The organism is Cupriavidus nantongensis, assembly GCF_001598055.1.
Classification (GTDB): domain Bacteria; phylum Pseudomonadota; class Gammaproteobacteria; order Burkholderiales; family Burkholderiaceae; genus Cupriavidus; species Cupriavidus nantongensis.
Genome location: NZ_CP014844.1, coordinates 2,097,156 through 2,111,335 on the forward strand (window position 1 = coordinate 2,097,156; position 14,180 = coordinate 2,111,335).

Sequence of the window (14,180 nt, forward strand, 5' to 3'; positions counted from 1 at the left end):
TTGAGGGGGTGGTTTGGTTAAGGGAACGTAAGGGTTCTAAGCTGAGGGCACATTGGCAAGTTGGTCCGACATGGCGTTGACGGCAAGCATGAGCAACGTCATAAGGCCGTACATCACCATTTCGGCATAGAAACCAAATCTTGCGGCCCGAGCTTTCGTGGTCTCTTCAAGTTCTTCAGCCCACGTGCTAGCGACTTTCGTGATGCGCTCTGGGAAGTCAGAAAAGCCGGCCATCGAGGAGATGTCGTCCACGACGTCGGGGTTGGGAAAACCAAAGGGTGGCATGCCGCCCTTACCCTTACCCTTGGCCATAAGCGCAGCGGGCAGGCTTGAACCGTTATCCATCCGCCACCAGATCGCGTGTAGCCGCTCGTGCAGCCAGGGCGTCGCATGCGCGAACTGGTTCTTCAAAATCGTCACGTCTGCCATGCCGGCGCGCAACAGTGCAGTGAACCCCATCAACCAAGCGTAGCCGTGAATGTCTCGGTAGAAGTTGTATGGGAAATACCGCTCGGCGGTTACCCGGTAGCGTCCCTTCCAGCGAGGGAGTGAATAGAAGACCAAGCCGAGGACTATTTGCGCTGCCACCGGGGGGATGATTGCAACCCAGCTATTGGCGAGATGTCCCAAGATGAACATCGCGGCTACAAGACCTCGGGCGCGTTCCTCTGGAAGTGCAAACTGCAAATCCGGAATTACGTAGCGCCCAACGGCCCACACAAAGGCGTAGATTGCGACGCTGTAGATCAGCGGCCGGGTCATGGAAGACTTAACTGTCCTCATCACGCTAGCAATTCGGCGTTTGGACTCCACGAGCAGATCCAGCGACTTGGACAGATTGCCCGACAGTTCACCGCTGTTGATGATGCTGACTTCGTCAGTAGGGATCCATTTCGATAGGGCGTCAGAGAGGGTGGAACCATCCCGCATGCGGCGCGAAATATCGCCGACGATCTTGTCTGCGGTGACGTGCTTGCGTCGTTGCAGGCGAAGGCGGTAGTTCTCAAGAGCGTCTTCGACCTGAACCCCGTTGCCAACCTGCGCCGACAAATGGCGATACAGGCCTTGACGAATCGGCCAGGCGAACGCGAGCTTGTCACCAGAGTGGGAGATCTTCGCCCAGAGACTGCGAGGCTTTTGGGGGCGCCTCCGCTTCGCGGCCCTGACTCGTTTCTTTGACTGGGAGATACCAAGAGCCAATTTATCGGACATTCCTTCCTCCTGCTTGGCTGAGGGGCTTAGCCTCGATGAGATCCACTTCATCTTCTACCGAGCGCGGATCCACAAGACCCGACAAGGCGTGATGAATGGCGGCTTCGAGCATAGACGGGTCGGCGTCCGGGCGAGCACGGTAATTATCGCGAGCGACCTCACTTCCGCGCTCAACAAAGTCCTTCATTACATCGCCGTCCATCACGACGACTTCGGCCACAGCGAAACGGGTGGTGGTGCCGTCATGGTTGCAGTGCTGGCAGCCTGGCCCCTTGATGTGTACGAGCTTCAGATCGCCCCATGTTTGCAGAGCCTTCAGGAGACGTTCTGAGATTGCATTCGGGGCCTTGTGCAGGGGAATGCGGCAGCGTCGGCAGAGTTGAGGAAGCAGGCGCTGGGCTAGCACGCCGCGAACGATCTTGTGGTCGCAGAAGACCTTGCGAGCCAGGCGCGAGCTGTCCATGATTTCCAGGCGCTCAACGAACAGAAACGGGTCGGTCACGTGCAGAGTCGTGAAGACCTGGTGGCCAGTAACAGCGGCCTCGATTGCTGCTACGGCGACGTCAGGCCCCCGTAGCTCGCCCAGCAGAATGATCTTGGGGGCCATTCGCAATGCGACACGGCCGCGATCGCTGAACTGTTTGCCGGTCTCGGCGTCGTCGCGTGCATTGGTCACGGCCATCTGGACGGCCCAGTCCATCGGGTACTCGACTGGATCCTCGATAGTAACCTGACGGCTTTGGGGCTTCTGGCGGGCTTGTTCCTGTAGCACTTCAAAGAGGCTTGTCGTCTTGCCGGAGCCGGTCGGGCCGGTAAAGATGACGATGCCGTTCGGGGCATCCATCAGCAGCCTGAGCTTCTCAATATTGCTGCGCGTGTAGCCCATAGCTCCTAAGCGGAGCGAGCCCTCCGGTTTGCGCGGAAGGTCCAAGCCCTTGAGTTGGACTTGCTCGGTCTGGGCAGTCGAATACTGCAGGCGAAGCGTCATGAACGCGCCGCCCTGGGCTTGTGGGTAACATGGGCCGCGAATGATGCGCACGGAAGTAAGCCCGGTGTCTGGCGGAAGGGCCTCGCCGGGAATCTGCGCGTTCTGGAATTCGAGGACGTTATAGCTGGCGTCGCGAACCTTGGCCACACCCTGATAGATGGCGCGAACGAGAGCCTCGCCGTCTAATTGGCTCTTTTTCGCGAGAACGCGCAGGCCGCCTTTCACAGCAACCTGGATCTCGGTGTGCGACCCGCGCATCATGAAGTGGACGTCGGACGCTCGATAGCGTGCTGCGGTCGTGAGCATGTCAATCGCTTCGGCCCGCACCTTCATATCCACATCCGCCTCTTCGGCTTGACGAAGACCCGAGTTGCGGAGGCGGACCACTTCGTCGAACTCGACAGGCTTGACCGTGAACGAGAAGCCACGAGAACGATTGCGATCTACCCAGGTGAGAAGGACTGGGTCGCCCGCAGAGCCGCGTTCAACGTAGACGATGCTCTTGAGGTTGTCGATAGCTACCTTGTCGACAAAGCTATCGGGCAATGGAAGGGCGTTGGATTCTTCGTTGATGTTATCGTCCATAGAGCGCTCCAATTAGCTCCCAGCCTGTTGCGGTCATATTGATGGTGCTCAGCCTCAGACCGGGGATATCTGGGATTTCCAGGTCAAAGATGGAGATGTTGATGCTGATGCTCACGCTCTGCTCTGGGGGCGGCGGCGGCGGTGCGGCGGTCGCGTCGGCGCCAGGCAATGTCATGGGCTTCTTGTCATTGGTGGGCGGTTTGAGGTCCAGCTTGAAGCCTGCGGCTTGTGTCCACTCGCGCAGTCGTTTCGCTGCCTCGTTGAGTTGAATCCGATCGTCCTTAGAGTGCTGATCCAAGCTCAGTGAGATCGTTTGGGTAACCTTCTCACCGTCGTCGGACAGTTGTCCCTCCGGACGGAATTCAACTGTTGCCCCGTCTTTGCGAGCCCACATGACGGTGGCGTGGTCCACGGCACAGCTCACGCCGTCGATCAACCACCCGTATTGGGAGATCGGCAGGGTCACCGCATCGCCGCACGAGCGCAGGAACTCTGCGGCAACCGGCATGCTTGTAGCCGGCGTAGAGGTAATGGGCTTCTCGTTGAGGTTGGCGTGGGCCAACTGTTCGCGCATTCGAGCCATTGCTGCCCGCTGTTTGGCGGCTTCTTGCTCGTGTTGCTGGTGCAGCCACCATCCGGTGGCTCCGGCGGCGAGCAAACCAATGGCAGCGCCGGCCAGGATCTTCGGCAAGTGTGGGTTGCCGTCGAGCGAACTGATGCGCGTTGGGCCGTCGTCAACGTCCTTGATGAGCGTTTCAAGGAGTTCAAGATCGCCATCGACGTAGTTCCAATCGGTGTAGCCTGAGTGCCGATCGCGCGCAGCATAGATTTCCTCTTGGCCGCCGAGTACGTCACCATCCGGTAGGATGGCGTGCCCATCACGTACGGCGACATACCACCACAGGTCATCTGCGATCTTGAACGTGCCCAACCAAGGCTGTTTGCGCGAATCGGCGAGCATGGCGGCGAGGCTATAGAGCTTGCCAACCTTTTCGCCTTCGATGGCGCTGCAGAAGCCACTCTGGATGCAGTCTTCGCCAATACGTACTGCGGTCCATGTGGAGTTCAAGCGTTGGGCATCCTCGCGGAGCTCAACCTTGTTCGGTTTGTCCTCATAGGAAGCCCATGTCATACCGGCAACCCAGCGACGCTTACCAAGTTGAATGACGCCGGCCATGTTCATCGGACCCCGGGAATTGTCCCCTTGGGGGCAAAGTCGAGGGAACGCGGGCCCGCCTTAGTGATGACGATCACCTCGTCGCGAGCAATGGACTTCACCTTGCCCAAGCCAGGAATGGGGCGCCCTTCGCGGGCTGGGAACGTTGTGCCATTGGTCAGGGTGACGACGGCGGTGAGTTCGTCGTCTACACCTTCTACGGAAAGCACTTGGAAAGCGACCGGAGCGGACGGGGTAGTGCCGCTCGGGCCTGCGTTCGTGCCCGGAGTGGTGAGCTTGGCTTTCATCTCTGCTGCCTTCACCATCTCGGCAAGCAGGGCGTTTTGTGTGCGCCATTCATCGAGTTGCCGGAACGTCTGACCGGTTGTGTTCGTAAAGGTCGAGCGCTCACGTGTCGCCGGCGAGGAAGGTGTGGGGACTTGAGCGGGCGCAGCAGCAGGCGTTACAGATGAGGCCACCGTGGGATTATTAGGTGCAGGCGACGTGGCCGGTGCCGCAGGTGCCGGGGCTGGCGCAGACGTAGTAGGCGCGGGTGCGGGTGCGGGCGCGGGTGCGGGTGCGGGTGCGGATGCAGGGTTAGGACTACCGGGGTTCGCAGGGGTAAAGGCGGACGTCACATTGGCCTTTGCGGTACGTGAAACGTCTTTCGGCAGGGGCCCGAGAGGGTCTGGCAACAGGTCTGCATGGGCATGCAGGGCGCACGAGACGCTCAGGGCGAGCAGGGTTACACGGAGGGTGGTTTTCGTGTTCATCACAGGACCTTCGCGGTAATAACGATGGCGGTGATCTGCTTGTTGGTGGTGTTACCCACGCCGCCGCCAAGGAAGTAGTTGCTGGAGGAGCCGACGCCGCTACTGTTGGACTTGCCCTTCTGTTGCTGAATGCCGGTAAGCAAGAGCGACTGTCCTGGTGTCAGCATCGTGCTCTGGTGGAAAGAGCTCTTGTTGTAGTTCGGGGTCTGAATGAAAGACGCGTCAGTGCCGGCCTTCCCGAAGCCCTTGTCGTTGCTGTTGGTCATGTCCATCGCCAAGAAGACCTTTCCATTGAGGATCTTGGGAAGGAACGTGGCAGTTAGGCCCGTCGTCAACGAACCCGGCGTCAGAGTCGGAGGAAGGGGTGTAGCGCCGATTGCAACTGAGGCGGACGGCGTTTGGGACGCTAGATAGCCTGCGACATCGGCCAACTGCATAAGGCCTGGGCTTCCATTGAGAATCGTAATGTCTTGGTGGAAGACCTGAGCTACGTGGCCGAGAGTGGACAGGGCGTTGTAAGCGACCTCAGATCCGCTGAACTGGGCCAGGCCACCCGTTGCGGTACTGAGAATGCTGGTAGTGAGGGACAGCGGGTTCGTGCCCGAGACAATGGCCGGGGACTGCGGCCCGCTCAGGGTGGCGCCGAACTTGCCCGACACGGATTTGAAGATGACGCTGGGATTCCAGTTGTAGTTGTCCTCGGCATTCACGTCCACCGTGTAGATGTCCATGGTGAGGCTGACCTGTTGGCTCTGGTTCGCCGCCAGGCTCTTCGCCCAATCTTCGACATAGCGAACTTGGGTCGGGGTACCAGTGACAGTAACACTGCCTGCGGTGGGGTTCACAGCGGTTTTGGCGCCTGCAGCGACAACCTGGGCGGAATCCTTGATGTCGCGCCAGACGTCTACGTCGTATTCAGTCGTTGCACCAGAGCCGCCCGTCGAGGAGCCGGATGTGCTGCCGTTGGGCGAGCCGTTGCTCGTCGCGACGGCACTGCCACCGCTGTTGCCGATCGAACTCTCGGTGATCTGGCCTGCCCCCTTAGACTTGTTTGCAAGAGCGGGGAAGTAGAACGTCTTGGTTTCGGTCCTGTAGAAGAGAATCCCGCGCCCTTCAACGACCTTCCACCACACGCCAGCTTTGCTCGAAACGATGTCGAGCAGTCCACTTAACTTGCCACCATAGTCAACCGAGAAATATTGCTGAGCTGGGCCCATGCCCGTGCTCATGCCTGCGGCACCGAGGGCCGGGTTGGCGACGGCGGCGGCACCGGGAGCACCATTGATGCTAAGAGCGGATGGGCCAGTGAGTGCGGGCACGGTAGGCGGCGTCATTACTCCGGGAATTGCACCCGCTGCGGTCGCTCCGGCCGTTACGGACCAAACTTCGGACGTGTCAATGCTGACGCCGAGTTTCTGGGTGATGTATGCCGCGACGTCGCTCAGGGTGACAGGGCGGGGCGGATTGAAGGTGATCTTTCGCGAAAGAAACGCCGGGGGAGGGGCAACAACGGGGACCGTATCGCCGAGCAGCCACGCACCACGCATGCGGGTAACAACGGGGACAGGTTGGGCGATTTTCTCGCTCTCCTCTGCGTACTTGTTGGATGCCTGCGTCTTCAAGGCAATCACGTCCTCCTTGAGGGTGCTGCAACCTGAGAGGGCGGCTGCACCCAGAAGAGCGCTGATCGTGACGGCGACGCGCGTGCGCGGTACGGCGGCATGGGTCGACGCTTGAGTCTTGGAGTTCGTCATGACGGTGAGTGTCCTTACTGTTGGGCGACGCCTGGGCCAAAGACCACGATGGTTTTGTTGTCCTCCCAAATCCGAGCACGGATGAGTGCGCCGTTCGCGGCGAGCGTCTCGATAACGCTTTGCGCGGCGTCTGCGAAGCTGCCGGTAAAGGAGGCCGCGTTTGGGACGACGATATCCTTGGGCAGATTCCACTGGACCTTCCAGTCCACTTTTTCTGCCCAAGCGCTGAGGTTCTGCCCGACGGTGTCGCCAGCAGTAAGTGTCCAGACCTGCTGGATGGGTAGAGGGGCCGCATTGGGGTTGGTCGTTGCGGCAACGGGAACGGCCAGTGCGTTAGTCGGTGCAGGCTGAGCTGAGGTAACGGGAAGCGGGCGGATCATCGCGAGGTCTTCCGCTTGTGATGCGGTGACGTGGCCAAGCGAACCGGCTGCCGCCAAGAGAATGCCGATGGATTTGTTGACTTGCATGGGCAGTTCCTTTTATTTGCTGCAAGGCACGTTGGAGTCGGTCACGCGCACATACTTGTCGCGGGTGATCGCGCAAATGTTCAAACCAGTGCTGTCGGCGATTCGTTTGAGCACGTCCGGAAATGCGCCGTCGAGAACGGTGGTGCTTGTGACTTGATAGAAGTTGGCGGCTTCCCAGTTTGTGGGGCGCCACCCGGAGGCCTTCGACCATTCGTCCAGGTTGTCCTTGAGTGTCAGACGTGCGTCGAGCACCCATCGCTCGACGCGAACTGGTACGGCTCTGGCAGGAGCCGAGGCGGAATAGGTCGGTGCGGGTGCAAGAGCAGGAGCATTTGCCGGGGGAGCAGAGGCTGCTGCAGGCGCTGGCTGTTGGATGGTGGCGTTGGCTTCGAGCAGGCTGCGCAGGATCTGTGCGGCAACCGAGGGAAGCATTTGACCCGCTTGAACCGCTTGGTTGATGTACTGGATCAGGCGATCATCCGAACTATTACGGGTCGCTTGGAACTGCGGGGTTGCAGTGGCCGGCGCCGCAGTCATGATCCGTGCGGTGGGCGCTTCCACTTCCTGATTCAGGTACCGATATGCGTGCGGAATCGCTTGTTCTTGCGGCGCGCGGATCGGTGCATTGGCTTGATACGTGGCAGCGCGGGGATCTGGCCTATTGCTGATGAAGATTTCGGCTTGGGAAATTCCGTTGGAGGCGAGGGGATTGCCCGTTGAGTCCAGCTCGACCTGAATGATGTCCGAGGGAATTCCGGCGCGAATCAGGTACGTGCGAATGGCCGACGCACGAGCCAGGCCGAGCGAGTGCTGCTTCTTGTTCTCTGTCGCCGTCGCACTGTCTGGCCTACCCACAATTCGGATGAGCGAGGCCACTTGCATGCGCGGAATCAAGTCGTCGACAGCAGAGCGGGCCAGCGGACCGACGCTAGAGGACCCCTTGGTGAAGTTGACTTTGAACTTGTCCGCCGACCAGTCAGTGCCCGAACGGCTTCGGGCCTGAATCATGGCCGTCGGGTAGAGATCATCGTCGATGACGGTGTAGGTGGCATGCGCATTCGACATCAAAGCCAGTGCCCCGGCGAAGGGGGCAACCGAGCGGCGTACAGAAAAAAGCTTGGGTCGCATGTTGGGTCCGAGGCCTGGTGAAGGCGCCTTTGGGCGCTGAAAGTACATTATTTGTGGCGCAATGGTACACTACGAATCGCGCATTGTGCAAAAGATAATGTACATGCATAATGCGCCGCGTCCCCATATGGGACATGAAACCCATTACCCGGATCTTTTGCAGCAAAAGATCGCTGAGGAGGAAGGATTCAAATGAGGACGGAAGTCGGCGATGGGGCTCAGGCGGAGCCACAACGAGGGGTGTTGGTCAATGCGCTCGGGCCGAAGGTCGTGAGCGCATTGGCTGATGCTGACGTCGTTGAGGTCATGCTGAACGACGATGGCACCCTTTGGCTGGAAGGAAAGATCAAGTGAGCGCGGAACTGGATGCGGAGCTTACTGAGCGGCGCCGGCAGGCGCTGGTCTATGCATTCGGGCCCGAGGTCATGAATGCGCTTGCGGACCCCGACGTCATTGAGATCATGCTGAACGACGACGGCACGCTGTGGATCGAGTCGCTTGGCGAGATGAAGCAGGTGGGCAGCAAGTCGGCTGACGATGCGCTGGCGATCCTGAACCAAGTGTCTTCGGCCCTCAACGGCGAGCTCTCCAAAGAGGATCCTTTCGTTGAGGGCGAGCTTGTCCTCTTCAATGGTGAGCGCTTCGAGGGCGTGGCTCCGCCAGTAGCGGAGCGCTCAATTTTTGCGATCCGCAAGAAGGCTACGAGGATCTTCAGGCTGGCTGACTATATCCGCGCTGGGGTACTGACTTTTACGCAAGCGGAACTCCTCCGGCGAGCCATCCTTGAGCGTCTGAACATTTTAGTCATTGGTGGCACCAGCTCTGGCAAAACCACGTTCTGCAATGCCCTGTTGGCGGAGCTTGCCGATTTGCTGCCGGAAGTCCGCATGTTGATTCTTGAGGACACGCGCGAGCTGCAGTGCTTGCTTAGGAACCGAGTGTTCCTGCGCTCATCGCCGTGGACAACCATGGCACAAATCTCCAAGGCAGTGAACCGCCTTAGGCCCGATTCGATTTCCGTTGGTGAGGTCCGAGAGGGAGGGCCGGCGCTTGCGTTGCTGAAGCTCTGGAATACCGGGCATCCGGGGGGGATGGGTACGGCCCACGCTAATTCCAGTTACGAAGGGCTCACGCGTATGGACCAACTGATTCAAGAAGTTTCGGCGCACCCCCAACGAGTGCTTATCGGCCAGGCTGTGAACCTGGTGGTCTACTTGGAGAAGGAGAAGGGCAAACGGAAGGTGAAAGAAATCATCCGCGTACGAGGCTATGACGAGGTCTCCCAGCGGTTCCAAGTGGAAAACGTTCAGTGATCATTTTCAAAGGGGGTTCATGTGGACATCCTGGACAGCGTGATTGGCTCAGCGGGCGGGCTGGTCAATGGGTTCGTCACGTGGCATCGCAGCACGTATATGTGCAGCGCGCCGTCTCACGCCTTTCTGTACGTGTTCATCGCGTCGTCTATCGCAATTGCGCTAGTCGGTTCCTATGTCTGGCGCCGGTTCATCCGAACCCAGCCGCAACACCACCCGGCTTGACTTCTTAACAACGGAGAGTTTCGATGCAAAGCAATCATCAAATCATGACCAACATGCAGGAAAGCAAAAAGCAACGTAACGCGATTGTGGGCGCGCTACTCATGATCGCTGTCAACGTGGCCTTTGCCGCCAACGGCGATGAGCTGGGCAATGGCATCTGTCAGATCGTGAACCTTCTGACAGGCAAATTCCTTTTCGGTATCTCGGTGTTGTCAATGGTCGGCGGCGGCTCAGCCCTGTTGTTTGGCGCTGAGTTGACTGATGGCGTCAAGAAGATGGTCACTGTTGTGGCCATCGTCGGGATGATCTTGTCCTTCGGCGGCATCTTGTCGCTGGCCTACAACTCCATGAGCGGCGCTGCATGCTCGTAACGAGCGTGCGCTGACGATGGAGAAGACTCCTGTCCGCCTATCCCTTCTACGCCGCATCGCGTGGCTTGGCGGGGATCGGCGTTTAGTCGGCCTTATGGGCATCCTCAGTGTGGCCCTTGGTTGGACGATGTTCGTCGGATTTGGTCTGTCCTACGGCCTGTTCGTCATTCTGCCGGTATGTCTCTTCTTTGGCGTCTTGTGGGCGGCTCGGAACATGTACGCCGCCGATCCATGGATGGTCGACGTGATATTGCGGCATTTCAGATATGCCAAGTATTACGCCCCGAAATCACACATCGGGAAAGAGCCGCCAAACGTGCGGGACTTCACAAAATGAAGAGCAGGGGCCGCTATGCGGGCCCTGCCTTAGCGCTTTGATTGGAATCGGAGGATCAAATGGGAGGCGTTGACTTCTTTCACAAGGAATATCGCCAGAAGCGCCTGGGACTGCCCGATTTGCTGCGCTATGACTCATGCATTCGTCCAGGTGTTGTCCTGGGCAAGGGCGGCGAGCTGATCAGCACATACCGGTACCGTGGCCCAGACATGCAATGTGCGAGTGATGCGGAGACGGTGTATCTGCGCCAACGCGTCAACGACATGGTGAAGAAGCTCGCAAGCGGTTGGATGATTCATTCGACCACGTTGCGAACGGAGTCAGTCGAGTATGAGGACAACGGCTCCTTTCCTGACCCTGTGACCCGCGCCATCGAGAACGAGCGCATCAAGCAGTATCGAACGGAAGGTGCGCACTACGAGAACGACTACTACATCACGTTCACGTACCTTCCAGACCCGATTCTGGTGAATCGGATCAAGTCGTTTGCCTATGACACAAGCGACAAAGGCATCAGCAACCCGGCGAGGATCGCCCAGAAAAACGTGGAGTATTTTGAGCGCCAATTGGCCGACTATGTCGCGATTCTTGAATCGGGCATGAAGACCAATCTTGTGCGTCTTATGCCTCGGCAAGAACGGGACCCCACTACACAGCGCTTGGTGTGGTACGAAGACCAGCTTGCATACTTTCAAGAGTGCATAACCGGCGTTTCAAATCCGGTGCGCGTGCCGAACGAGTCGGTGGCGTGCGGCGTAGATTACGTCATCGGCAGTCACAGTTTTTATCCGGGGATTCGACCGACGATCAACGGCGTGAGTATCCGTGTCGTGGCCATCGAAGGCCTGCCAGACGCTGGAACGCACTTTGGCATTCTGGAGATACTCAACAGGCTTAACGTGAGGTTCCGCTGGACAACGCGGTGGATTGCACGCGATCCGGAAAAGGCCAAAGCCAGCACGAAGAAGGTCCGCAGCAAGTGGCGTCAGAAGATTCGCGGCTTTGTCGCGGACATCATGAACAAGACGAATGGTCCCATCAACAAGGACGCGGCGGACATGGCGGCCGATGCCGAAGGGGTGCTTACGGATCTTGAGTCCGGCCGCGTGAGCTACGGATTCTGGGCGTCGACGGTCGTGCTCATGGACGAAGACGCGCAGTACTTGGAGAGCGTGGTTCGCTTCTTCATTAAGCACGTGGGTGGTCTTGGTTTTCCCTGCCGCGATGAGGACGTGAACTGTGTCGAGGCGTTCTTTGGCTCGCTTCCTGGTCATGGCTACGAGAACGTCCGCCAGCCTGAGATTCACAGCATGAACCTGGCTGACTGCCTGCCTCTGACATCGACTTGGCAGGGACCGATCTCGAACCCGTGCTCGTTCTATAAGAAGTTCTTTCCCAACCGCCCGGTGCCTCCGCTATTTCAGGGTGCGGCCAGCGGCGGCACACCTTTCCGAGTGGTGCTGCATAACGGGGACGTGGGGCACACATTCGTCTGTGGGCCCACCGGCGCCGGCAAGTCGACGGTCCTCGGCTTGATGGCAACCTCACAGTTCCGGTATCCCGATGCGAAAGTGTTTGCCTTTGAGAAAGGTGAATCGTTGCTAGGCCTGTGCCTCGGTGCTGGAGGGAACCACTACAACTTCATGGACGAGGACACGCCGGACTCGCTCAAGATTGGCTTTGCCCCATTTGCGCACATCGACCGCCAATCCGACCGTACCTGGGCGAAGGGCTATGTCGAGTCGATTCTGGAGTTGAACAAGATCAAGGTCGACTTTGATGTGTCGGCCGAGATCGGGCGCGTGCTGGAACTTTTGCAGACGCGACCGATGGAGATGCGCTCGTTCACCGACTTCAATCAGCTTGTGCAGCTTCGCCAGGTGAAGGAGGTCCTGATGGGCTATGAGCGAGACATGGCAGGCGGCATGCTCAATGCCCGCCGAGACAACGTCACGTCCAGTCGCTTTACCGTCTTCGAGATGGAGAAGCTCATGGAGATGGACAACAAGCACGTGGCGCCAGTGCTCATGTACATCTTCCGAATGATCGAACGGTCGCTAGATGGTTCGCCGACGATGATTATTCTGGATGAGGCTTGGCTGATGTTGGCGCATGAACTGTTCGCGGAGAAGCTGAAAGAATGGTTCAAGGTTTTGCGAAAAGCGAACGCCCACGTAGTGTTCGCTACGCAGGAATTGCAGGACGTTGCCAATTCTCCTATTGCATCAACCATTTTCTCGGCCTGCCAAACCAAGATCCTCCTGCCCAATCCGGAAGCGCAGACGGACGACAACCTCAAGCTCTACAAGTCGATGCGTTTGACCGACCGGGAGATCGAGCTGCTTGCCAACGCTACACCGAAGCGCGACTACTTCTTCACAAGCCCAGCCGGCCGGCGTCTCTTTCAGCTTGAGCTTGGTCCGGTGGCCTTGGCATTTGTGGGCGCGTCGGGAGTGGAGGACCGTCGAACGATCAAGGAGTTGTATCGCATCCACGGCGAGAAGTGGGTCGGGTTCTGGCTGCAGCGGCGTGGCTTGAGCCCGAGTCTTGTGAGCAACGCTGAACTTTATCGGGAGGCCGCGTGATAGCTCAGCATGAGTCCGTGCCTCGGCCTGTCTGGGGCAATCGATTTCATTCCTGGCTGGGTCGCTTGACCAACAGAGAGTCCGGCCTGTTACGCATCGTCCTTTCGCTGATCGCAGGCGCAGCGATAGGTTGGATGTCGTGGGGGCGCGGAGAGGGCCTAGTGAGCTTGGCCAATCTGCTCGCGCTGCCATTGCTGTGGGGCATTATGAGATCGAGGTGGGAGGGCCTGTCTTTAATGCTCGCCTACTTCGCCGCGGGTTCGCGCGGTCTTCCAGGCGGCGCCGTGGTTTTCTTTGGCGATGAGGCTCCTCACTGGTGGGGACTTGCAATGTGGTTGGCCGTCAGCGTTCTGTTGAGCGCTCCATTCGCCCTCTGCTGGTCACGCGTACCCGCCAAGCGGGCGGTGGGCTTTGTCCTTGCATTGCTGGTGAGCTTGGTTCCTCCGCTCGGAATAGTCGGGTGGCTGAGTCCATTGTCAATCGCCGGCATTCTCTTCCCCGCTGGAGGGTGGATAGGCCTGGCCCTGACTTTCGTACTGTTCATCGCGTTAGTCCGTCAGCGTGTACGTTGGTTGGCCGGCTTCGCTATCGTGGTGGCGGTAGCGAACGTCAGTATGCACAGGGGACCGATCATTCATCGCGACTGGCTTGGCTTCGACACGAGCTTCCCAAGGCTCTCCAGTGCTGGTGCAGACCATGCCTCGCAGTACCTCAGCTCAATGCAGCGGATTGAGTGGTTGCGGGGCGTGATCTCAGAAATGCCTGCGAACGCCACACTCGTCCTGCCAGAGACCCTAATTGGGCGCTTTGATGGCGTAGCGCAGGCGATGCTTGCGCAGGCGGAAGGGGATCTCACGGCCAAGCACTCCAAGGTCCTGGTGGGTGCTGAATTGCCCCAAGAGAGCGGACGCTACAAGAACGCTGTCGTTGTGTTGGGTGCGAAGGGACATGAGGATCGCGCCGCGATTCAGGGTATCCCCGTGCCGATCTCCATGTGGAAGCCCTGGACCAATGACGGTGCGGAAGCCGACTTGCTGGCGAGAACAAACACGATCACGGTGAATGGGCTGCGTGTCGGGGTATCCGTCTGCTATGAGCAGCTACTGGCGTATTCGCTCGTGCGTGTGATGGCCGACAAGCCGGATGTGATTGTGGCGGTGAGCAATGTCTGGTGGGCAAGGTCCACCAATATTCCGCAGATCCAGACTCAAAGCGTTCGCGCGTTTGCACGCTTGTTCCATGTCCCGGTGGTATCCGCCAAGAACATTTGATCTCAAAGGAGGGAA

At 58.8% G+C, this 14,180-nt stretch carries 13 protein-coding genes; 6 read left to right on the forward strand and 7 right to left on the reverse strand.

Annotation, left to right across the window (positions count from 1 at the left end):
* Positions 1–36: 36 nt before the first annotated feature.
* Genes A2G96_RS09875 through A2G96_RS09905 form a run of 7 tightly spaced genes read right to left on the reverse strand, consistent with a single transcriptional unit; the run spans position 37 to position 8,063 of the window.
* A complete protein-coding gene (locus A2G96_RS09875) occupies positions 37–1,212 on the reverse strand; it encodes a type II secretion system F family protein (RefSeq protein ID WP_062798818.1) in 1,176 nt (391 codons plus the stop codon).
* Positions 1,202–2,785, reverse strand: coding sequence for an ATPase, T2SS/T4P/T4SS family (locus A2G96_RS09880; RefSeq protein ID WP_062798820.1), 1,584 nt, complete (start codon positions 2,783–2,785; stop codon positions 1,202–1,204). The genes A2G96_RS09875 and A2G96_RS09880 overlap by 11 nt, the downstream gene beginning before the upstream one ends.
* Positions 2,775–3,968, reverse strand: a complete 1,194-nt coding sequence (gene pilO2, locus A2G96_RS09885) for a type 4b pilus protein PilO2 (RefSeq protein ID WP_082818898.1) — start codon at positions 3,966–3,968, stop codon at positions 2,775–2,777. Before pilO2 ends, A2G96_RS09880 begins: the two co-directional genes overlap by 11 nt.
* Entirely contained in the window at positions 3,965–4,714 is a 750-nt protein-coding gene (gene pilP / locus A2G96_RS34260) for a type IV pilus biogenesis protein PilP (protein ID WP_257733534.1), read from the reverse strand. The genes pilO2 and pilP overlap by 4 nt, the downstream gene beginning before the upstream one ends.
* Complete coding sequence (locus A2G96_RS09895) at positions 4,714–6,468, reverse strand: hypothetical protein (protein ID WP_062798826.1); 1,755 nt, start codon at positions 6,466–6,468, stop codon at positions 4,714–4,716. The genes pilP and A2G96_RS09895 overlap by 1 nt, the downstream gene beginning before the upstream one ends.
* Before the next feature lie 14 nt (positions 6,469–6,482).
* Positions 6,483–6,935 carry a TcpQ domain-containing protein gene (locus A2G96_RS09900; protein WP_062798828.1) on the reverse strand — a complete coding sequence of 151 codons (453 nt, stop codon included), beginning with the start codon at positions 6,933–6,935 and terminating at the stop codon, positions 6,483–6,485.
* Positions 6,936–6,947: 12 nt separating this feature from the next.
* A complete protein-coding gene (locus tag A2G96_RS09905) occupies positions 6,948–8,063 on the reverse strand; it encodes an OmpA family protein (RefSeq protein WP_062798830.1) in 1,116 nt (371 codons plus the stop codon).
* A 192-nt stretch (positions 8,064–8,255) separates the two neighbouring features.
* Here A2G96_RS09905 and A2G96_RS33720 point away from each other — a divergent pair, with 192 nt between their 5' ends.
* The 6 genes from A2G96_RS33720 (at position 8,256) to A2G96_RS09935 (ending at position 14,165) form a co-directional block, all read left to right on the forward strand.
* Positions 8,256–8,417, forward strand: a complete 162-nt coding sequence (locus A2G96_RS33720) for a hypothetical protein (protein WP_154676083.1) — start codon at positions 8,256–8,258, stop codon at positions 8,415–8,417.
* Positions 8,414–9,376 carry a P-type conjugative transfer ATPase TrbB gene (gene trbB, locus A2G96_RS09910; protein WP_082818901.1) on the forward strand — a complete coding sequence of 321 codons (963 nt, stop codon included), beginning with the start codon at positions 8,414–8,416 and terminating at the stop codon, positions 9,374–9,376. The genes A2G96_RS33720 and trbB overlap by 4 nt, the downstream gene beginning before the upstream one ends.
* Positions 9,377–9,624: 248 nt before the next feature.
* Positions 9,625–9,972, forward strand: a complete 348-nt coding sequence (locus A2G96_RS09920; RefSeq protein ID WP_062798835.1) for a TrbC/VirB2 family protein — start codon at positions 9,625–9,627, stop codon at positions 9,970–9,972.
* Positions 9,973–9,988: 16 nt separating this feature from the next.
* On the forward strand, positions 9,989–10,309 hold the full coding sequence (locus A2G96_RS09925; RefSeq protein ID WP_062798837.1) for a VirB3 family type IV secretion system protein: 321 nt from the start codon (positions 9,989–9,991) through the stop codon (positions 10,307–10,309).
* 59 nt (positions 10,310–10,368) lie between these two features.
* Entirely contained in the window at positions 10,369–12,894 is a 2,526-nt protein-coding gene (locus A2G96_RS09930) for a TraG/VirB4 family ATPase (protein ID WP_062798839.1), read from the forward strand.
* Positions 12,895–13,061: 167 nt separating this feature from the next.
* Entirely contained in the window at positions 13,062–14,165 is a 1,104-nt protein-coding gene (locus tag A2G96_RS09935) for a carbon-nitrogen hydrolase family protein (protein ID WP_150124103.1), read from the forward strand.
* The last annotated feature ends 15 nt before the right edge of the window (positions 14,166–14,180 follow it).